Genomic DNA, 21110 nt, shown 5'->3' on the forward strand with positions numbered 1-21110 from the left:
CTTTTTGCTTTTAATTATAGCATCTTAAAGGGAAGAAATTAAATCTATTTTAGAGTTCTTTCTTGCGATTGCCCTGATTAGCATTACTTAAATACCAACTGCCTTTTATTTAACAAGCTCAAAAAACCAGGCCGACCTTCAGGAATAATCAACTCCTGCATAATCAAGCTATAATCTAAGCCCATAGCCTCCCCAGCCAAAAATTCAGCTTCCGCAATGGGATTAATAGCTTCAGCTTTATTAGCAGCTAAAACACCTAAGAAGCCTCCCAGTCCAGCAGTATGCACTAAATTAAGATAAGGCAAACGGGCCCGAGTAAGCAAAAAGATAAACACTAACACCACCGCTCCCACCGAAAAACCATATACATACTTAGAATTAAGCAGCTTCATTACTCCCTTATTGTATCCACAACTAATCCTTTTCATACTGACCATCAACAACGTTTGATCTATAAATAACACAAAAGCAGTAAATACCAGCGCTGTTAAAGCAGTAATAATCATCTTTACTTCACTTAAAACCCTAAACAGCTCCCCGCGCACATTGGGCCGAATTAAGCCTGCTTCAGTAAAGACCGAAGTAACTTCTTCTGCAGAAAAATGATTAATAATCACTTCCTCCACCAGCTCTTGATCAAGATCACGATCCACTAAATAATAAAGACTTTCTCCAGCTACTACCTCGCCAGCTAAATGTTCATTTAGCAGTTCAATGCTACTTGTAATCTCCTCATCTTTCAACTGAGGTAAAGAGTTTTCTAAATTATTAAGCTGTTGACTTAAAAGCCCTATATCTAAATCCCTAAACACTAATAAATTCTGAACTAAACTATCAATTTGCACTGATAACTGTAGCTCTTCTAAATCTTGACTTAAACGTTGAAATTCAGCTAAAAAATACTCCACTGAATCCAAATTAGCATCTATCTCACTTCCCTGCTGTAAAAAATATTGAACAGACTCTAAACCCTGTCTCCAGCCTTGTAACTGCTCTAAAAAAGAATTATAACGGTTTAAACTATTAACCATCGATTCTGTATTTTCTACCATCTTCATTCTCAACTCTGCTAATGAACTACGTAAATCCATTAAACGCTGCTCATCTTGATTAAGCAAGGATAACATCGTTAGCTGCTCAGCTACTTCAGCTTCAAAATCATAAAAATCAGCTCTCATAGCTAGTAACTTTTCCTCCCAAGAGTCCAAAACTGTTAAATTACTCTCTAATTGCTGGCTTAGTTTAAGAATCTCAGTTAATAAACTGTCTATCCGTTCCAAATTAGCATTATTTAACTCCAAACTACTTAACTGCTCCGTATAAAAAACTAACTGCTCCTCCAACTCCTCTAAGTTCTGAAGCTTATCCTGCTGGGCTAATAAAAATCCTGAATTAGCTTTAAACTGTTCAGATTGAGCTAATAAAGAGTCCACTCCTGGTAATAAGTTCTTAGTTTCACTAACTGCCTGCTGCAATAGATATCTCGGCTTATTAATCTCAGCTTCGCCTAAATATTCAACAACCTTTCCGGTTTCATCAATTAAATAAACATCTTTAGCTCCTAACTCAGCTACATCACCGCGACTAATTAACGCCTCTAAGCTTCCTTCAGCTGTCTTTAAAGTAGTCAACAATAGCGCTTCACTACCTAACTCTTCTCCAATAGCTAAAGAGTCTTGTTCTTGACTAGACATAGCCAAGCTCTGTTCATCAGTAATCTCAAAATCAGCCGGCACTTTTACTTCAATAACAGTAGCATATCCCAATAAGAATCTTTGCATCTCCGTCATTGTCTTTACTAAATTGCCTAAGCCATCAATCTCTTCAGTTTCTAATCTAATTATACTTTCTTGAGCAAACTTAGAGCTCAAATCCGCCTCTAAATCCCTAACTAAGCTATTAGTATTATCAGCCAAAGGAAGTTCTAACTGTAATAATTGCTGACCAGCTAATATTTCAACAACAGCTGCTTGAGCCTCCTCCAAATCAGTCCCTTGCTTAAATATTATATCTAAACCGGAGCTAGCTGGAAGAATGAATTCAACTTCCTTTAAATCTTCAATCTGCTGGCCTAAAACTAAATTAGCATCTCCTACCATACCTCTTAGTGAAAGCATCGGTTCTGCAATCACCGAAACATTATCCAATCCAGGTATCTGTTCAAAATAACCATTATCTATTTTAGAAAATACCTCTTTATTTCTATAATTATCGTTCAACTTTAAAAAATAATTAGCCTTTCCAGCTACCTTAACTCCTGAAATTAATTCACTTTCCGGTAAATCTTTAGCTAAAATCTTCTCTATTTCTGCTACTGCTGATTCTTCCCCTTCTTGATTAATAGTCAATAAAAAATCATATTCTCCATAGTCTCCTACTAAATTATTAACTGTATCTCCAAAATAGTTATCGGCTAGATAACCTACGCTGCTAGCAAATAAACTACCAATTACTACTACTACTATCAGCCAAATCATTAAGTCTTTTCTAAACTCATAGCTTAAAATTCCCATTTAAGCTCCTCCTCTACTTCAACTAATTATAGCATTTAACTAAAGGAGCGTAAATAAGTAGCAGCAGGTAATTATTGTTTATCAGCAAACAAAACTAAAAGAGCTGTCCTCTAGTTTCAACTAAAGAACAGCCTTGAGCTAAGTTATTAAAATCTATTACTAAAGGTAACTCCTGCTCCTAATTCCGAAAAGTCATTAAGCGCTAAATTTAGGTCCAACTGAGAACTCATTTTGAAATCAGCTCCAAAATTAAAATCGGCCCCATCATACTCAAAAATCAAGGTAGTAATCGGTAGCTGAAACCAACTATCTTCAGTTAAAATACTGACTGGATTGATAGTCTTAGTAATTCCCCCAAAGATATTTTCAAAACGACCATTTCCTACTCCAATATGGGCTCGCAAACCAAAATAGTTTAAACTTTGACTAACTGCTAAATAAAGATCTTCCTCTATTAAGCCTACAGCCAAAGCAGGCTGCCTAGAGTCTTCTGCTAAAAGCTTCAACTTAGCATTTAAAGCTAATTCACTATCTTCATTTTCTAACCAAGAAAGACCTGTTAAGCCTAATTCAAGATTTCCATCCATTCCGTAATTAACCACTAGCTTATTAGTTCCTGCCAGATAACGATAGCCTATAGTAGCCTTTTGAGCCGGAGCTATCTCGGCGGTAGGGGTTCTAATCAGTCCGCTGTAACCTCCTTGGAAGGCGGTAGTAGCTGTAGCAGTAGCTAAACTACCTAATACAGAGCTTAACACTATGGTAAGTATTAAAGCATATTTAAGCTTGTTTTTCACTCCTTATTCCTCCTCAACTTGGGCCCGCAGCTTAGCCACTTCCTTTTTTAAACTTCTTAGCTCCTTTAACATCTCCGGCAGCTTCTGTCTAGCTGCCTTAATCCTCATCTCTTTTTTATGATCACGAGCCGGATAACCGGAATAAAAAGAGTCAGCCGGTACATCACTAATTACCACACTGCGCCCCCCAATAGTAGTATTAGCTCCAATCTTTAAGTGACCAACTACTCCTACCTGTCCAGCTAAAGTTACCCAGTCTTCCAATTCAACACTGCCTGAAATTCCTACCTGAGCTACTATTAAACAGTTCTGACCAATCTTCACATTATGACCGATATGAACTAGATTATCCACCTTAGTCCCCTGTCCAACTACAGTATCTCCTGTAGCCCCGCGGTCCACGGTCACATTAGCTCCTAACTCCACTCGGTCTTCAATAATCACATTTCCTAACTGCGGCACCTTATAGTGACCCTGCTCAGTGCTTTCAAAGCCATAGCCATCACTGCCAATTACAGTTCCAGCCTGCACAACCACCTCTGAACCCAGCTGAGTACCGTGCTCTACTACTACTTGGGGATGAATCAAGGTCTCATTTCCTATAGAGACCTCTCTTCCTATATAAACTCCAGCTGCTAAGGTAGTATTATCTCCAATTTGAACTCCTGATTCTATAGTTACCTGTGGACCAATAGAAACCCCACTTCCTAATTCGACATCATCAGCAATAACTGCTGTTTTGTGAATCTGACCTGTTTTATACAGTTGTGGTGTAAACTCTTGGGCAATCTTAGCAAAGGCAAGACGTGAGTTATCAACTCGTAATAAGGTTTTAGCTGATTCAAAGTCCTCTTCTACAATAATCACTGCTGCTGGACTAGCTTCCGCCTTAAGAAAATACTCCTCAGTTTGAGCAAAGGTAATCTCTCCTGCCTGCACATCTCCAACCCCGCCTACACCAGAAATTTCTAATTCATTTTCCCCAACTACTCTTCCCCCAACTAACTCAGCTAATTCTCGCAATAAATAAGCCAAAATCAGTCCTCCTTCATAAACTTACTGCAGTATTTCTAATACCTGCTCAGTAATATCTACTCCTCCATAATGTAGCTCCGACTTCTTTAAAACTACCTCTAAATTCTTTTCTTGAGCTATCTTAGCAATAGCTTCTTGAATTTGCTCTTTAACCTCTAACTCCATCTCTTCCTTGATCTCTTGACTTTTAGCATAGGCTTCTTCTCTTTTCTGTTCTATCTCCTCTTGGTCTTCTAGCTCTTCTAACTGAGAGGTATATTCTACCTGCAACTCCTCAAGCTGATAGTCCAAAGCCTCTTGATAGTTTTGAATATAAACGCTACTATTAACCAACGCCTCCATATCTATAACCCCTATCTCTTTTTCCTCAACTTGACAGGCTCCCAATAAAGATAAGAAAACCACAAGAATAATCAACAATACTGCCTTTCTTTTAAAAGCTTTCATTCCAAAACCCTCCTTAACCGCCTAATTCACTCAGCCTCTCCAGCACTTCATCGGTAATATCAACTGTATTTAAATTACTATAGGAATCCTTGAGCACTACCTCTAATCCTTCTTCCTCAGCCACAAGGGCCACTTTAGACTTTATCTCTTCTTCTAGTCTATTTTCAAACCTAGATTTACTACTCTGTAATTCCTTTAAATTATTGCTTAATTCTTGATTCCTACTTCTAACATCATCGCTTAACTCCCTTTCAGCCTGAAGTACCATACGCTTTATACTACCTTCCAGTTCAGCTTCTTTTTCTGCTAAGTCTTTTAGCAAAGCTGCTTCCTGCTTCTCTATATAATTTCTTAACTGCTCTTCTTTTGTCTTTTGCTTAGCTGATAGTTCTGCTTCTCTTTCTTTTACTAATTCTCGACTATAAGATATTAATATTTGCCTAGCTTCTTCTTGTCTATTCTCTTTAAATTCATTTAATCTCTCAGCTAAAGCTGATTCCTTTTCTTCTAGCCTCTTACTTCTTTCAGCTTCCAAGCTACTTGATTTTTGTTGATATTTCTCTCGTCGTTCTTCATTTAAATCTAAAGTATTCAACTTCATTCTTAAGTTAAAGATATCACTATTAAATTCTCTATTCAAATTCTTTTTAAACTTCTTTAGTTCTTCAGCCAACTCCTGTTCTTTAGATTCCACTTCAACCTTTAAATCTTCATTCAACTGTTCATCCTTTTTAGTTATTGCTTGAGATACTTCATCCTCAATCTGTTTTCTATAATTCTCTAAACTTTTTTCTTTTTCCTTAGCTTTCCTTCTTATCTGACGACCATAGGTCTCTTTGATCTCATTCAACCTTCTATCAATAAGTTGTTCTACACTTGCTGTGTGTAGTTGACGGTTTTCTTCAACCAAAGATAATACATTAAACTGCTCTTCTAAATTTAGTCTTTCATTTTCAATCTGTTCTCGCAATTCATAAAGTAGTTCTATTTGCGGATGAGCATCTTTTAAACGCTGCCAATCAACTACAGCTATCTTAGGGCCCGCTTCAGCTGTTGAATCTTCTTGATCCTGCTCAGCCTCAACTACCTCTTCTTGATTAGAATCGTCTGATAAACCTCTATCCCTACAAGCTACTACAGCAAAAAGTAAAATAAATACTACCCCTAAATATAAAAGCTTTTTCAAAGGCTGTTTAGGCACCTCATAACACCTACTTCCTAAGTTGAGATTTAATTAATCTTGAGCTACCTTAGCTTCAAGCCGCTCTATCACAGCTTCTGTTAAGTTATGGCCTCCGTAAAGAACAGAATCTTCCTCCAAGATTACCGCTACCTCTTTTTCAGCCCCTATTTTTTCAACGGTAGAATGGATTTCTTTCATCAAGGAATCTAGTAACTCCTCTTCTTTTTGGGTAATTCTATTTCTCAACTGCTGTTCATAGCTTTGGACCAACTTCTGCCGATCTTCGCCGCTTACTTCCTTTAACTCTAATTCCAAATCAGCAGCTAAATCACTCCTTAACTCTTCTACTTTTTTATTAAACTCAATTTCTGTTTCTTCTTTGTGAGGATGATTCTCGAATATCTTTTCAATATTTACATAAGCAACAGCCTTTTTTAACTCATTTTCACTTTCAGCTTCCGCTTCAACAGCCGGGGAGAGGTAGCTAATTAAAGCTAACCCCATCCCCAAAACCACTAAAGCTATTAAAAGTTTAACTTGCAAACTCTGCTTAGCTAACATATTTTAGCCCCCTTTCTAAACAACCTAAAAGGCTTGACCTAAACTAAAGTGTGGTCTAGACTCATCTTCTCCCCAACCATAGTCCAGCCTCAACTGGCCAATAGGAGTATGAACTCTAACTCCCAAACCAGCAGACTTTTTTAAGTCACTACTACTGAAGCTACTATCCCAAGCATTACCAGCATCAGCAAATAAAACTCCTGTAAAGTTATCGGCAACAGGAATCCTATATTCAGCACTTAAAGCCATCATTGAATCACCTGTTAAGTCCCTTTCTGTACGCTCATAACCTCTTACCCCTTCGGCTCCTCCAATTCTATAACGTTCACCTTGAGGTAGATCTCCATCACTCAAACCAAATCTAGACCTAAAGGCCCAGCTATTACTATCCGATAAGAAATCAGCAGTATACTTACGCAAATCAACTTGATACTTAGTAAAGTCATTGTCGCCGCCTAAGAGTTGACCAGCATATTTCACTGATACCCGATTATTAGTTCCAGAGCGAGGTTCAAAGATATTATCTCTGGTGTCTCTAGTTCCAGAAAAGGTCAAGCTACGAACTGTACTTTCGCTTTCCTCATCTAAAATCCTATAATCACTCTCCAAAGACTCATACTCAAAGCTCTCATACTGATACCTTAATGAACCATCTATGGTATTAGTTAGAGGACGACCTAAGGTAATACTACCACCTCTTCTATGCTCTTCGTATTCAATATTTTGTTCATCATCATCTTCTTCAACTCCAAAATCACCAGAGCCCTCTCGAGTTTTATCATAAATACTGAAACCAAAGGAGGTATCAGTACCGAAAACCCAAGGTTCATGGAAGCTTAGCTCATAGGTATTCTGTTCTCCAAATTCCCAACGGAACTTAATTCTTTGGGCCCGACCCCGCAAATTATCCTCTTGAATCTCAAAGTGACCTAGCCAGCCTATACCGCTATTGTAGCCAGCACCTATACCAAAGGTTCCTGTTTTTCCTTCTTCAACCTCTAAAACTAAATCAACTTCATTTTCTAACCTATCAGCCTCTTCTAAATGAGGTATAATATCCTCAAAAAAGCCTAAGTTAAAAATATCCCGTAAGTCCGACTGTAACTGCTGAGCATTAAAGACATCCCCTGACTCCTGAGAAAGATTTCTTTCAATAACGAAGTCCTTAGTCTTTTCATTACCTTGGATCTTTATTTCATTTAATCTACCTTCATTAATCTCAATCTCTAAAACTCCATCCTCTTCCATATATATATCATCTATTCGCATCAAAATATATCCTTGTTCCTGATAGTAAGACTCTACATTACGCAAACCTTGATCCAAGTGATTATTATTTAAAATCTGTCCAGCTTCCAAGGATAATTTTTCTGCTAACAAATCATCATCTAAAGCTTCATTTCCTTTAAACTTAATTTCATCCAAAGTAGGATTTTCCACCACCTCAAAGATCAACTTCACTCCATCTTGATAAGGTTCAAAGTGAATCTCTAAGTTAAAAAAGTAACCTAAGTCAAAAATAGACTGTAAATCCTCTTGTAAACGTTGACTAGAAACTCTATCTCCCACCTCTGTCTCTATTGGTGCTAAAATATCCTCTTCAGCTAATTTTTCGTTACCTTCCACCTCGATAGCAGTAATTAAATTACTACCTTCTAGAGGACTATCATCTGCTGCTAAAGATAAGCTGCTACCTAATATCATTGTCAAAATAATAATTAAAACTAAATATTTAACTTGACGTCTCAAAATTAATTCCTCCTTATCTTTTAGTTAAAAGGTAATATCATCTGTAACTTTAACTGATACTGTTCTTCATTATTTATAGAACCATCCAAAATTAAGTTCCTTAATCTATCCATTATTTCATACTCAAAGCCAATTGAACGCCTATCTTCACCATTGATAGTCTGTTCATACTTCAGAAAGAACTCCTCGGATAAATACTTTCCCATCCGAATTCTCCAATCTCTACCAAAGGAAGGATAAATTCTAAACTGATCTAAGCCCCATTTTTCCTCTATAGTCTCTTCAATTCCTGAAAAAAGTCTCATCGTAAGTCCAGCCTGTACTATCCGCCACAGTTCAGCCTCCAAAGCCTCTTCATAATTACCTTCTAAAAAGCTGCCTAAGCCTCCCTGGCGAGCTAAGAGATTAACTATCAATTCCTCATCCATCTGTGGCTCAGATTCAAAACTGATATTCATTTGATCTGCGGGCCCGCTCATATTCAGCTTAACCTCTATTTCTTCAAACTCCTGCTGAGGCTCAACCTCCGGCTCTACCTCATTTTCAGCAACTGATTCTACATCTACATCTCTGCCTGGTAAAGAGTCAGTACCTGAAGTAACATTAGTCAGTTCAGTAGTAGCATCTATATCTAAATAAGGCATAAAACCATCGTAAACATTAAAAGTAGCTCTAGCTGAATCCACTTCAAATCTATTATTATAGTAGTTAAATCTACCAATTTTAGATCTTAGGTTACCACGCATAGCTAGCTCCTGATCTATAGTAATTAAATTAACAGCACCCTGTTCAACTAAAATATCAATATTATCATTATAGACCCTCACATTATCACCAGGTCTAATTATCAAATCATAGCTGGGCCCGATTATTGGATCTTCAGCCACCGGCCATTCAAAAGGAATCAAAATTCTAGTATCATAAGCTACTATCTCTCCTCCTATATGTGGTTGTAAAGCAGTACCAGTGATCTCTAAGTCAACATTATTTTTACCCTGCCAAGAACCATGCTCAAAAGGAATCTCTTTCCCACTAAGCTGAAGTTCTAAGTCTCCTAAACCCCATTCATCTATAGCTATTTGACCAGTGCTTTCAAACTTTCCACTTCCATAACTTCCGCTAAACTGGTCAACACTAATCAACTGTTCCTCAATACTCAGTTGAGCATTGATAGCAGAAAGCTCCGCGGGTAAAGCATCTGCCCAAATTTTTCCTTCGCTAATCTGCAAATCACCACGAAAGTTAGGATCATTTCTATTCCCATAAATGATTAACCTTCCACTGCTACTTCCTTGAGCCTGCTCAATCCCATTAACTAAGTTAGCCAGAAGAGCTAAATCCCCCTCGCCTAAGTTTAGGTTGAAATAAAGAGGCTTCTCTTTAGAATCCAAAGGTACATAGCCTTCGGTAGTAATTAAATTATTTTCATCAACTAGCATCTCTAATCTCTGAGTGATTTTGAGATCTTTACCTTCATTTAGAGCTATAGCTCCCGTTAAAGAATCATACCTTAAGTTACCAACCCTACCTCCCCAAACTTCAATCTCAGAATCTATATCTAACTTAGCTAAGTCTCCTTTTATATCAGCAGCTAAATTAACCCGACCACCTAACTCCTGCTCTATAGGAATCAGTTCATTAAAAGGAGCCAAGGTAAAGGATTTAGCAATTAAAGATAAATCAGCACCTGAATCATAATCATAGCTTCCTTGTAGATTAATCGAGCCTATTTGATCTACATCTTTTACTAAGAGTTCTCCTGAAATTCGCGGAGTTAGAAATTCATTTTCAATTACTACCTCTCCAAAAAAACTATGAGGAGTACGCAAATTTAAGCCTTCAACTTCTAAAGGCAACAAAGCAACTAATTCATCTAGCTTACCATTATCCATTTTTAACTCTAAACCAACAAATTCCTCCTTAGCTAAATTCAGCCCTCCATCTAAGCCATAGATAGTTTGATCTTTAACAATTTTTAAGCTCTTTAAGTCCACTTTATCTTGAAGATACTTAACTCCTCCACTAATTTTATCAAAATTATATCCCCGAACTTCAGCTTCTTGAAGCTCAAGCTCTCCTGCAAACTCTGGAGCAAAAACCGTTCCAGCCACTAGACCTTCAAAGTTCAAGTTTCCAGTAAATCCTTCAAATCTAGAATCAAAGTTACTTAGATGCGTTAAAGCAAAGTTTTGGCCTGTCAGTTTTAGGTCTAAATTACCTTCAATATCAACACTACCCTGAGCAGTTAAATCTACTTCTTGATTAGCTAATCTTAACTGATTCACTCTTAAGTTATCATCTTGCCAAGCAAAATCAATAACTCCTCCTGTTAAATCAATACTATTAACCTGCCCACTTAGCAACTGTAGATTACCAGCAGCAATTAAATCATTAACAGCTCCTTTAATAGCTACCTCACCACTAAACTCTCCCTCAAAATCTACTAAATCTTGTTCTACAAATAACTTAGACAAATCATTTATTTTACCTCGTTCAGTCTGCAAGCTTAGATCAATTAACGGCTCTTCAATTAATTCTATACTACCTGTCAATTGATAATCAGTTTCTCCATAAGCTAAAACAAAATCACTTAAATCTAACTGTCCCTTTTTATAACTAACCCTTCCTGTTAACTCCTCAAATTCCCTATCCAAATAGCCTAAATTATTTATATTAATCTCACCTATAAAATTAGGTTCTGTTACTCTTCCTTTTACTTCGCCTTGTAAATCAGCTATCCCAACTAAGCTTTCATAGTTATGTACCCCCTTTAAGTCTGCTAAATCGATCTGTTCAGCTTCAATATCTAAACTTAAGTTTTCTGTTTCATCTATTAGCCCTGTTGCTTTCCATCTACTAGGGCCCGATTCTAAAACTAAATTACTGAGTAATAGCTTATCTCCTTCTAACCAGAAAGTACCAACTAAACTATCAAAATCATAATCATTAACAGCACCTGAAGTAACTTCAATATTCCCAAAAAGATTTAAATTCTCCCAAGAATGCTGCCCACTAACCACTAAGCTACCATTTAAACTACCACTTAAATCCTGAGCTAACTCCACTGGCAGTTCAGACATCAGTTCCAGTTCACTTAGCTCAACTGTAGAAGCATCTACGGACATACTATAAACCAAATCTTCTCCTGGCTGCCACTTAACAGTACCTCGACCAGCTAAATTACCACTAGCTAGATGAGCATTAAAGTCACTCAAGTTAGCAATTCCATCTCTATACCATAGCCTAAAAGATATATTTTCAAAGTCTGTTTCATTCAACTGGCCTTCAGTAAGTCTAACTTCAGTGTTAATAGTCGGAGCTTCAATAGAGCCTCTTAACTGTCCCGCAATATCTCCACTACCGCTTAGCTCTAACTGCTGTGGTAAGTAATCTTTAAAATTAGTCAAATCTAACTGTGAACCTGCATACCTTAAATAGAGTTCAGGACTAGACTGCCAATCATTAATTAATCCTGCTATCTGTATTTGCGAACCATTAAATTCAGCTACTAAGTCCTGAAGTGAAAGCTGTCGTTGCTCAACCCTTAAACTACCACCAACAATGCTAACTTCCTCTTCAAAATCACTATTTGCAGCTAAAAGCTCTTTAATCTCTAAGTCAGCTCTATAGTTAAGTTCAGCTAATTCAGCTAACTCTCCATTTAGTACTAACTTACCGTTAAGTAAGCCCTTTTTGACCTGCCAGCTTGATTGTTCAAGCTTTTGTTTGAGCTTAGTCGGCAAAGTTTTTAAATCAAGCTGCTCAAAAGCAAGTTCCACATCAAAGTCTGTTAAATTAGTCCTTCCTACTACAGAAAAAGGACTAACTTCTATGTTTTTAATCTCACCTTCTAAGTTAAACTCTAACTCATCACCAGCTAAAAAATCTACCTCTCCTTTAATACTTTCTAAAGCATCTAATTCTGTTAAACTATTAGCTTTAAAGTTACCTTCATTTAAAAGAATACTACCTCTAAATTGATTTAAAAAATCAGGCACAACTATTTCTTCTTCAATTTCAACATCCAACCATTCAAGTTCAGGCTTGAAAAATTCAATAGTATCTATGCTTTCTACTACCCTATTTCTCTGCAATAGGAAATCCCTTAGTTGATAGGAAATCTCAATTCTAGCAGTAGAAAACTTATAAAAATCAGTTTCCAATTTTAGTTCCTTAATCTCCAGTCTATTTAAAGCAGTTATTTTAATTTCACTAAATTCTATACTGTGTCCATACTCTGCTTCCACTACTTCAATCAAATTTTCCTTAGTATTATCCAAAATCTCCATCCAGTTCTGAGATAAACTCCAAACAACTAAAACTAATAAACAAATAACTAAAATTACAGGAATAACCTTCTTAGTCTTCCTGGCTAGCGGTACCATGCTATAGCCTCCTGCTTTAATCTCAATCAAACCTAAACTATACTTATGATATTATATTTTTTAAAATTATGCAACAACTATCGTCAGTTATTTTATTATAATTCTGTTAAGTACTTCCGCCAAGATTCAAAAGAGCAAGCCGTTAACGGCTTGCTCTTTTGAAGAAAATTATTTAATTTAAGATCCATTATTTTCCCCAGCTTTAATATTCAGCTTTGTATGCACCCTTCCTTCTAATATATATTCAGTTCTAAAAGTTTCCTCAATTAAATCATCAATCGTAAAGCCTTCGTGAACACCATGTGGGCCCTCTTCTGCCTCTGCTGGTAAGTCATCATCAGGTATATCGTCATTATAATTATTAGGTTCTACCTCCTCTGCAGCTTGCTCCTCTTCAACAGCAGCTGGAGATCCACTTTCTGGAATATAATCAGGCATAATTCTAATCACTAAATCATTATTAATCTTCTGCTTTTCAAAAGCAGTTAAAACCTCTTCTAAACTCTTAAAGGTATCGCTTCTACCTTCGCCATACTCCGTTTCTTGATGAGGTTCACCTTCTTGCCCATACTGAGCATAGTTAGCTTCTTGTCCTCCAATTAACTCCATACTAACCACACCTGGCTCGATATCCTCTGGCAATTCAAGGGTGTAGTTTTTAGTTATAGTCTCCCGACGATAGGGCATAAAAGTAACCTCAATCTCTATCTCATCTCCCGGTTTAATTTCATCTTCTAGCACTTTAACTTCATCTATCAAAGCTACTTGAGGCTCTTCTTCTACCTCAATATCTAATTCGATCGAAACTAAATCAACCTTCTTAAAAGGATTATAAGTAATCAACATCAACGCCTCTAAAAAATCATCTAAGGCCACTGAAGCTACATCATGGCGATTATAAAACATATTCTCTCTTTTAATAATTCCCTCTTCTAAATTATTACCCATAATTTCCATCTTAACCTTTGCTGTTCCTCCGCCCGCTCTGTCCATAGTATTATAAATAGACTGATAAACTACTGTTCCTGCTAAAGCCGAAAGTAGGTCTTCATCTCTAATTAGTTGAGTATCAATCTGTTGGTCTCTGTTCATATCCTTATCTTTAACTAAAACCTCTACCGGAACTACTCTAGGATACTCTCCCAGCAAACCACTAACTCCGGCTCTACGATCTTGAGTAGCTATTCCTTTTAAATCCATAGGTGCTCCTAACTTAAAAGGCATATCCAAACTATCCACTACATGATGAATATAAGCAGAAGAAAAGAAGTAATTACTACTCCCTTTACTCATAAAAGGATGCCCAAAACCTAAAAACTGTTCATCTTCTAAATAAGTTAAGGTGCCGATAGCAGCAATATCAATATCTCCTTTGACTAATTGTAAAGCTACTGCACTACCAGGTGCTAACTCCGCTTCTTCCTCTCCTTGGCTACTTGCACTCCCAGTTTGAATCGGCTTCAAATCATAATCTTCCAATTGATTATCCAAGTGCTTCAAAGCTGGCTTCTCCAAGCCACTAACCAATAAAGGAGTCTGAACTGGATAAGCTAGCAATGACTCTTCATCAGTAGCTGAAGACTCTTCTTTTTTCTCGTGACTATCTATAAATTTCACTTGCTCTACAGTTCTATCATCCAACTCCACTGCTTCTACCAACTGAGCAACTTTATTATCTACATCTATATCCAACTCCCAAATATCCAACATACTTTCAATGGGAGTAACTAAACCTAGTTTATGGTCTGTTAACTGCCAACCATAACCAATAGCCCCTATTAATTTTCCCTCAACATAGATAGGACTACCGCTCATCCCAGCCGCAATACCACCTGTCTCCTCAATCAATTCACCACTGACTTCTATCAAAATCAAATCTTGATTGGAACTCTGCTCCTCTAAAACTCCTAAAATCTCAACGTCAAACTCCTCTATTTCCGTTCCTGAAACTGTTGTTTTACCATAACCGGTCATTCCCTTTTCAAGCTCTGCCAAGGGTAAAATATCTTGATTACTATCAATGCTTGGCCCAGCCATAACTGGAAAAGCAATTAATAAGCAAATTATTAACCCTAATAAACTAACTCCCAACCTACGCAACTAAATCCCTTCCTTTCCTAAAGATTCAAGATTTTTAATCAACTATTGCAGTAAATATTACTATGTATTAACTTCTAACTCTATTTTTTGCTTAATTGTTCATATATCACTTTAGACAGGTTCAGTTGCTCAGAAGAAGCTATCTCCTTTGCATACTCCTCATCTAACATATCTTCAAATATATCTCCCTGTAAACCTGTATCCAAATAATCAGATTCTGGAACACTATTTCGCATTTCTTTTAGCATTAAATGAACAAATAAAGACTCAAACTCCTGGGCTACTGCCTTTAGTTCTTGGTCTTGATTACTATCTTTAGAATTCTCATTTTGAAGTTCCTCTAATTTATTCTTAAATTGTTGGTCTTTAGTATCTTCTAATCTCTTTTGATTTTCCATATTTAACATGTTTAGCTGATAGTCTCCAACCTTCATTCCTAATCCCTCGCTTTACTATTTATTAAATGATTTCCAAATCTGCATGCAGAGCTCCAGCCTCTTTAATAGACTGTAAAATAGCTATAGTATCTCGGGGAGTGGCTCCAATAGCATTTAAAGCTTGCACTATCTCGGAAATAGTAGAACCTTGTGGCACTACTACCATCTCTTGTTCTTCTTCCTCTACTTCTATATCCACATCCTCAATCACTTCAGTTTCTCCTTCCGCAAAAGGTTCAGGCTGTACTACTTCTTCCTGAGTACTAATAGTAATAGTTAAGTTACCATGAGAAACTGAAACAGTGGAAATTCTTACATTATGTCCCATCACTACAGTTCCAGTTCTTTCGTTGATTACTACTTTAGCTTCTGTATTAGGTCTAACAGCAAGACTATTTACTTGAGCTATAAAGTCCACAATTCTATTTTGTAAAAAACTAGGTACTGAAATCTTAATTTCCCCTGCATCTACAGCTTGAGCAAAGTTTCCTACTCCAGCTTGATAACCATACCGTTCATTAATCGTTTCAGCTATCCTGCGAGCAGTTTCAAAGTTAGGATTTTCTAATATCAAAGAAATCTCTTCCTGTTGGCTAAAGTCAGTCCTAACCTCTCTTTCTACAATTCCTCCGTTAGGAACCTTGCCTACAGTAGGATGATTTTGCTGTACAGCATCATCATTAGCCTCTACATTGAAACCACCAATGGAAACCGGGCCCTGCCCCATCACATAAACCTGATCTCTATCCTGACCAGTCAAAGGAGTCATCAATAACGTTCCCCCTTCGAGGCTTTCAGCATCACCAATAGAAGAAACAGTCAGATCAATATTATCTCCAATTCTATTAAAAGGAGGCAGTTCAGCCGTCACCATTACCGCTGCTACATTCCCCGCTTCTACCTGATTAGGGTCTACATCAATGCCAAAGTTTCTAAGCATATTAGTAACTGAATTAAAGGTGGACTCCGAACTACTGCTATCACCTGTATCGTTTAACCCAACTACTAAACCATAACCAACTAGCTGATTGCTTCTGACTCCTTGAACTCTAGTAATGTCCTCTATTCTCACCATCGGATCATGGTATGTGCTTTGGTTTTGAGGATTATTTTCATTCATATTCTGACTTTGAGCATCCCCCTCTAGCCCTTCATAGCTTTGAGCTACCAAAGATAAGGAAAATAACAAAGCTAAAACTAAAATCAAAGACAGTAGTCTATTCCTTTTCATAAGCTTAACACCTCTCTACAAGCTTCATTGCTCCCTTTTAAAATAACCAACTAAAAAACCTACTTAAAACACCTGGACGTTGAGTATCACCAATTGGACCATCTCCCGTATACTCAATCCTTCCGTCAGCTATATCAGTAGAGGTAACAGTATTATCAATACTAATATCATCCGGTCTGACAATCCCCGAAAGCTCAATCCGCTGTGTTTCATTATTAATAGTAATCTCCTTGCTACCCCTTACTTTTAAATTACCATTATCAAAAACCTCTACTACCCGCACTGCCATCATGGCTGTTAAATCCCCACTTTGAGTAGTTCCGCCGCTGGAACTACTACTTGAACTTTGGCTTAAGTTGATAGCTCGAATAAAATCAACTAAACCTCCACCAGCTCCTGCATCAAAATCACCATCTTGCTCTAACTCATTACTTGCTTCATGGCTAGCTGAAGACTCCTCAGAAATAATTACCGTCAATAAGTCACCTTCTTGTTGAGGTTTATTATCTCGATAAATAGATCCCGAGTCCTGATATAAAGAAGCAACTACAGGAGTCGTACTTAACAATAGTACCAATAACAAAGAAAGAACAACTAAACTCCTTCTTTTCATAATTTTTCACCTCAAGTTAATTTATACACTTTGTTTTAGAGCAACTAACTAATCTACTTTATAAGTTAACTTTAACTTTATCTTTAGCTATCACTTTAGCCCTCAATTCTCGACCACTGGTTAAGTTTTCAACTTGAATAGTCTGTCCTTCAGCCCCATCCTCTAAAGCAAGTCCTTTGGTAGTAATATTAACTCCGCCCACTTCAGCTATAATAGTAACCTCCTCATTTCTGCTTACCAAAGGAGGAATCTCTACTAAGTTTTCAGTGATAATCTGCCCTCTATTAATAGGGCGCCGAGCCTTAGAGCCACTAATATCTTCAAAGTTATCAATAGGCTCTCCCCGACTGGAAGCGGAAATACTCTTTCTTTCTAATTCAAACTGCTCTTCATTCAAAGACTGATTACGAGAGATAGCTTCTTGAGCTACCAAAACCTCTTGATAAGCTTGAACTTCGACCTGTACGTGATTTTTTCTAAAAAAATCACCATCAACATAAATATCTATAGGAATTGTAGCTCTGCCTAATAGAGCCCGACCACTAAAGTTGCCTACCTTTAAATCTACTTCTCCTTTAGGCAGTCTTATTTCATCACTAACCCTTTGTACTCTGATTTCAACATCTTCCTCAGCTAAATCCAAACTTCCCAATATATATTCTTCTGCTTTATTTACCATTTCATTTCCAGACAAGGTTTGATAAGGAGTAGTAACTCGAATTTGAGTAGGTATTTGATAGTCTATTTGCTCTAAGTCAAAACCTGCTCTCCGTAAAGCTGAAAGAATATAGTCCTGATTTAAAGCTCTGGTATAGCCTGGCAATGGAGCCTGACCTAAATCTATTCTAGCTAGGCTATCTTTATGTTCAGACGGACCCTGAATCTTAGCTATATCACCTAAATACAAAGTTCGACCACTGCTTTCAACTTCATATTCTATTTCAATACTCACCCGCTGTCCAGCTATAGTCCAAGAGCTCCCAAGTAATAAACTGCTAATAATAATTAACAGCACCAAAGTAAATTCTTTTTTACTATTGAACATCGCTTATCAACTCACTCTTATCTTCGTAGATTATTAGCCTGCTGTAACATCTCATCGGAAGCCTGAATAGACTTAGAATTAGTTTCATAAGCTCGCTGAGCCTGAATCATATTTACCATTTCATCGACGACCTCTACGTTGGACTCCTCTAAATAACCCTGGGCTAAAGTCCCAAATCCATCTTCCCCAGGTTCACCCACAATAGCATCACCTGAAGAAGGAGTTTCACCAAATAAATTGCGACCCAAGCTCTCTAAACCAGCTGCATTAGGAAACTGAGCTAACTCCAGCTGACCAATCTCTTCGTAATCATCTTCACCCGGTATTTCTGCATGGATAGTCCCTTCTTCACTAATAATTACACTAGTAGCTTCATCAGGAATTACAATATCATCATCCGGCTGCACTATATAACCATCGGAAGTCACTAACTGCCCATTTTCATCTTGCTTAAAGGAACCATCGCGAGTATAAGCTACAGTACCATCCGGTCTTAAAACTTGAAAAAATCCTTGTCCCTCAATAGCTACATCTAAAGGATTTTCTGTATTCTTAAATCCACCTTGAGCAAATAGTTTCTGAGTAGAGGCTGGTCTAACTCCATGTCCCACCTCTATGCCGTTAGGCACCTGAGAACCTTGATTATTAGGAGTTCCCGGCTCTCTTAAAGTCTGATACACTAAGTCCTGAAAATTAACTCTACTTTTCTTAAAACCACTAGTATTTACATTGGATAAATTGTTAGAAGTAGTATCTATATTCAATTGCTGGGCCTTCATTCCCGTTGCTGCTGAAGATAAAGATCTCATCATATCAAATCATCATTTAACCTTATCTAGCAAGGTTAAATGATTATTCACCTTCCTTTCTAAGTTATCATTATTTAAATTTAATCGAAGTCGCTTCTATCAGTCCACGACTTTTGGCTTCTCTTTAAGAATTAATCCCTTAAACAGTCCAGCCTTAATTTATTTATACATTACCTACAGAATTAACTGCCTGTTCTAATGTATCATCATAAGTACTAATTACTCGTTGATTAGCCTCATACTGTCTGGTAGCTTCAATCATTTCTGTCATAGACTCCACTACATTAACATTTGAAGCTTCTAAATAACCCTGTTGAATAGTCCCAGTAGCCATAAACTCATTACCTACTTCTGGGGTAGCCTCATAAAGATTACTACCTTCCTGCACTAAACCATCCAAATCATCAAAGGTTACCACCTGTACCTGATCCACCACAGCTCCATCAACTATTAAGTTATTATCATTATCTAAAGATATCTCTTCGCCAAAGGCTTCCAGCGGGCCCGCTTGTCCCATTACTAAGTTGCCATCCTGAGTTACTATCTGTCCTTGCTCATTCAAACTAAAGTTACCATTACGAGTATAGCGAATCCCTTCAGGAGTCTGCACAGCAAAAAAGCCTTCACCATCAATAGCCCAGTCCAAAGTATTTTGAGTCTTTTCTAAACCTCCACTACTATAATCAGTATAAGTTCCATCCAGTTTAACTCCAGTACCCAAGCTACCTAACTCTTTATTATCCGGCAAGCGCTTTAATAGCATTTCTTTAAAAGACTCACTAACTGCTTGATCTTTTTTATAAGCAGTAGTATTAACATTAGCTAAGTTATTAGTAACTACATCATTTCTCTTTTTTGCTTCGTTCATTCCCGAAGCAGCAGTGTACATGCCTCTCAGCATCTAATCACCTCCCTTTTCTACTACTGTTATTACTTCTACATCAAAATCTAATTTCCTGTTCGAAAAGAAAAAAAATGAAGGCTAATCTGACTCTTGTTCTGTTGATAGATACTTCCTTTTCGTTGCTTCCCCACCCCGAATATGTCTTTCCGATTTATTATATTCCAAAACTTGTTTAACCTGTTCAGCCAACCTAGCATCAATTTTGCTGATCCTTTCAGTAACGTCCTTATGTATGGTGCTTTTACTAACTCCAAACACTTCAGCTGCCTGCCTAACAGTTGCCTTAGTTTCATATATATAATTACTAACCTCTAAGACTCGCTTATAAATATAATCCTTCATTTTTCCTATTCCCCCTACCCTACTTATTTAATCCTTGCTAAATATATATGTAAGGAATAGGAAAATATGTTTTTGAAGGTCTAATCTTCTTAACAATTAAAAAAACAGAGAGCTAATTAGCCCTCTGTATCAATATCTAAATATTCACTAGGATCGGTAGCTTCATCTTGATGAAGAATTTGGAAGTGCAAGGTAGGCTCTATAACCAAACCAGAACTACCAACTTCACCAATAGCTTCTCCAGCATTAACTTGCTGTCCTTCTTGCAGGTATAATTGATTAAGATGTCCATAAAGCGTTTGATAACCATCATTATGATCTAACACTATTACTAAACCCAAAAAGTTATCCTCTCTAATTTCTTCAATTACTCCTGATTTAGCAGCTTTAATAGGCGTTGCTTCAGCAGCTAAAAAATCTATCCCTTGATTAAAGCGCCAATCTTCCAAAACAGGATGTTTATTCCAACCATAGTCCTGTACAACTTCGCCACCTTGAACCGGTAAAACAAAGTTTGGCTTCGCTGCTACTTCTTGAGCAACATCAGTATCAACATCTGCTTCTGGTTCTATCTCTCTTTCCGGCTCCACCTCTGCTACTTCATCTTCTGCTTCAATTATTTCTTCTACTTCCAAAACCTCTTCCTGAATCACCGTTTCTTCTGGCATATCTAGCTGATAGTCCTCTCCGGGTTCGGGTTCTGAATCGTATATTTGAGTAAATATTCCAATTCCCAAGAGAATTACCATTGCCGTTATAACTAAGACTCTTTTTTTACTTAATCTCTTCGCCAAAAACTTTCTCCAAGAAAATTTATCAGCCAATTTCTGAATATTATTCTTTACTTTAAGTTTAATATCCTGTTTATCGATTTGAATAGAAAAAGGTATCTTTTTATCATCTTTGGAATTTTGATCATCTTTGTTCATCTATCCCACCTCCAAGCATATTATGTCCTG

17 protein-coding genes are annotated in these 21110 nt (G+C 37.1%); all 17 read right to left on the minus strand.

Annotated features, from left to right (window positions below; translation table 11 throughout):
• Window positions 1-83: 83 nt before the first annotated feature.
• The gene (locus tag MWH30_RS05765) at window positions 84-2513 is read right to left on the minus strand and encodes a coiled-coil domain-containing protein (protein WP_248663106.1); all 2430 of its coding nucleotides are present in this window, start codon (window positions 2511-2513) and stop codon (window positions 84-86) included.
• Between the two features lie 146 nt (window positions 2514-2659).
• The gene (locus tag MWH30_RS05770) at window positions 2660-3310 is read right to left on the minus strand and encodes a YjbH domain-containing protein (RefSeq protein WP_248663107.1); all 651 of its coding nucleotides are present in this window, start codon (window positions 3308-3310) and stop codon (window positions 2660-2662) included.
• A gap of 3 nt (window positions 3311-3313) precedes the next feature.
• The gene (lpxD, locus tag MWH30_RS05775) at window positions 3314-4345 is read right to left on the minus strand and encodes a UDP-3-O-(3-hydroxymyristoyl)glucosamine N-acyltransferase (RefSeq protein ID WP_248663108.1); all 1032 of its coding nucleotides are present in this window, start codon (window positions 4343-4345) and stop codon (window positions 3314-3316) included.
• A 21-nt stretch (window positions 4346-4366) separates the two neighbouring features.
• Window positions 4367-4792, minus strand: coding sequence for an OmpH/Skp family outer membrane protein (locus MWH30_RS05780; RefSeq protein WP_248663109.1), 426 nt, complete (start codon window positions 4790-4792; stop codon window positions 4367-4369).
• Window positions 4793-4805: 13 nt separating this feature from the next.
• Complete coding sequence (locus MWH30_RS05785) at window positions 4806-5993, minus strand: coiled-coil domain-containing protein (RefSeq protein WP_248663110.1); 1188 nt, start codon at window positions 5991-5993, stop codon at window positions 4806-4808.
• Between the two features lie 33 nt (window positions 5994-6026).
• Window positions 6027-6536 carry an OmpH/Skp family outer membrane protein gene (locus MWH30_RS05790; protein ID WP_248663111.1) on the minus strand — a complete coding sequence of 170 codons (510 nt, stop codon included), beginning with the start codon at window positions 6534-6536 and terminating at the stop codon, window positions 6027-6029.
• Window positions 6537-6560: 24 nt separating this feature from the next.
• On the minus strand, window positions 6561-8285 hold the full coding sequence (locus tag MWH30_RS05795; RefSeq protein WP_248663112.1) for a BamA/OMP85 family outer membrane protein: 1725 nt from the start codon (window positions 8283-8285) through the stop codon (window positions 6561-6563).
• Between the two features lie 20 nt (window positions 8286-8305).
• Window positions 8306-12670 carry a translocation/assembly module TamB domain-containing protein gene (locus tag MWH30_RS05800; RefSeq protein ID WP_248663113.1) on the minus strand — a complete coding sequence of 1455 codons (4365 nt, stop codon included), beginning with the start codon at window positions 12668-12670 and terminating at the stop codon, window positions 8306-8308.
• Between the two features lie 177 nt (window positions 12671-12847).
• Window positions 12848-14770: a SpoIVB peptidase S55 domain-containing protein gene (locus MWH30_RS05805; RefSeq protein WP_248663114.1), complete on the minus strand. Its 1923-nt coding sequence runs from the start codon at window positions 14768-14770 to the stop codon at window positions 12848-12850.
• Window positions 14771-14850: 80 nt separating this feature from the next.
• Window positions 14851-15204 carry a rod-binding protein gene (locus MWH30_RS05810; RefSeq protein ID WP_248663115.1) on the minus strand — a complete coding sequence of 118 codons (354 nt, stop codon included), beginning with the start codon at window positions 15202-15204 and terminating at the stop codon, window positions 14851-14853.
• 25 nt (window positions 15205-15229) lie between these two features.
• Window positions 15230-16438 carry a flagellar basal body P-ring protein FlgI gene (locus MWH30_RS05815; RefSeq protein WP_248663116.1) on the minus strand — a complete coding sequence of 403 codons (1209 nt, stop codon included), beginning with the start codon at window positions 16436-16438 and terminating at the stop codon, window positions 15230-15232.
• A 37-nt stretch (window positions 16439-16475) separates the two neighbouring features.
• Entirely contained in the window at window positions 16476-17051 is a 576-nt protein-coding gene (locus tag MWH30_RS05820; RefSeq protein ID WP_248663117.1) for a flagellar basal body L-ring protein FlgH, read from the minus strand.
• 58 nt (window positions 17052-17109) lie between these two features.
• Window positions 17110-18096: a flagellar basal body P-ring formation chaperone FlgA gene (gene flgA, locus MWH30_RS05825; RefSeq protein ID WP_248663118.1), complete on the minus strand. Its 987-nt coding sequence runs from the start codon at window positions 18094-18096 to the stop codon at window positions 17110-17112.
• Between the two features lie 17 nt (window positions 18097-18113).
• Entirely contained in the window at window positions 18114-18908 is a 795-nt protein-coding gene (gene flgG, locus MWH30_RS05830; protein WP_248663119.1) for a flagellar basal-body rod protein FlgG, read from the minus strand.
• A 160-nt stretch (window positions 18909-19068) separates the two neighbouring features.
• Window positions 19069-19806 (minus strand): flagellar basal-body rod protein FlgF, encoded by a 738-nt coding sequence (flgF, locus tag MWH30_RS05835; protein WP_248663120.1) that lies wholly within the window; start codon window positions 19804-19806, stop codon window positions 19069-19071.
• 81 nt (window positions 19807-19887) lie between these two features.
• Window positions 19888-20151, minus strand: a complete 264-nt coding sequence (spoIIID, locus tag MWH30_RS05840; protein ID WP_248663121.1) for a sporulation transcriptional regulator SpoIIID — start codon at window positions 20149-20151, stop codon at window positions 19888-19890.
• A 116-nt stretch (window positions 20152-20267) separates the two neighbouring features.
• Window positions 20268-21080 carry a M23 family metallopeptidase gene (locus MWH30_RS05845; protein WP_248663122.1) on the minus strand — a complete coding sequence of 271 codons (813 nt, stop codon included), beginning with the start codon at window positions 21078-21080 and terminating at the stop codon, window positions 20268-20270.
• Window positions 21081-21110: the final 30 nt, after the last annotated feature.

Source organism: Fuchsiella alkaliacetigena, from assembly GCF_023227765.1.
GTDB classification, from domain to species: Bacteria; Bacillota; Halanaerobiia; order Halobacteroidales; family Acetohalobiaceae; genus Fuchsiella; species Fuchsiella alkaliacetigena.

Excerpts from the sequence above, each read along its gene's own strand:
- MWH30_RS05780 (WP_248663109.1), bottom strand. The coding sequence starts at position 4,792 with ATGAAAGCTTTTAAAAGAAAGGCAGTATTGTTGATTATTCTTGTGGTT.
- MWH30_RS05820 (WP_248663117.1), bottom strand. The coding sequence starts at position 17,051 with ATGAAAAGAAGGAGTTTAGTTGTTCTTTCTTTGTTATTGGTACTATTG.
- flgG (WP_248663119.1), bottom strand. The coding sequence starts at position 18,908 with ATGATGAGATCTTTATCTTCAGCAGCAACGGGAATGAAGGCCCAGCAA.
- MWH30_RS05800 (WP_248663113.1), bottom strand. The coding sequence starts at position 12,670 with ATGGTACCGCTAGCCAGGAAGACTAAGAAGGTTATTCCTGTAATTTTA.
- MWH30_RS05815 (WP_248663116.1), bottom strand. The coding sequence starts at position 16,438 with ATGAAAAGGAATAGACTACTGTCTTTGATTTTAGTTTTAGCTTTGTTA.
- MWH30_RS05810 (WP_248663115.1), bottom strand. The coding sequence starts at position 15,204 with ATGAAGGTTGGAGACTATCAGCTAAACATGTTAAATATGGAAAATCAA.
- MWH30_RS05765 (WP_248663106.1), bottom strand. The coding sequence starts at position 2,513 with ATGGGAATTTTAAGCTATGAGTTTAGAAAAGACTTAATGATTTGGCTG.
- MWH30_RS05790 (WP_248663111.1), bottom strand. The coding sequence starts at position 6,536 with ATGTTAGCTAAGCAGAGTTTGCAAGTTAAACTTTTAATAGCTTTAGTG.
- MWH30_RS05845 (WP_248663122.1), bottom strand. The coding sequence starts at position 21,080 with ATGAACAAAGATGATCAAAATTCCAAAGATGATAAAAAGATACCTTTT.
- flgF (WP_248663120.1), bottom strand. The coding sequence starts at position 19,806 with ATGCTGAGAGGCATGTACACTGCTGCTTCGGGAATGAACGAAGCAAAA.
- flgA (WP_248663118.1), bottom strand. The coding sequence starts at position 18,096 with ATGTTCAATAGTAAAAAAGAATTTACTTTGGTGCTGTTAATTATTATT.
- spoIIID (WP_248663121.1), bottom strand. The coding sequence starts at position 20,151 with ATGAAGGATTATATTTATAAGCGAGTCTTAGAGGTTAGTAATTATATA.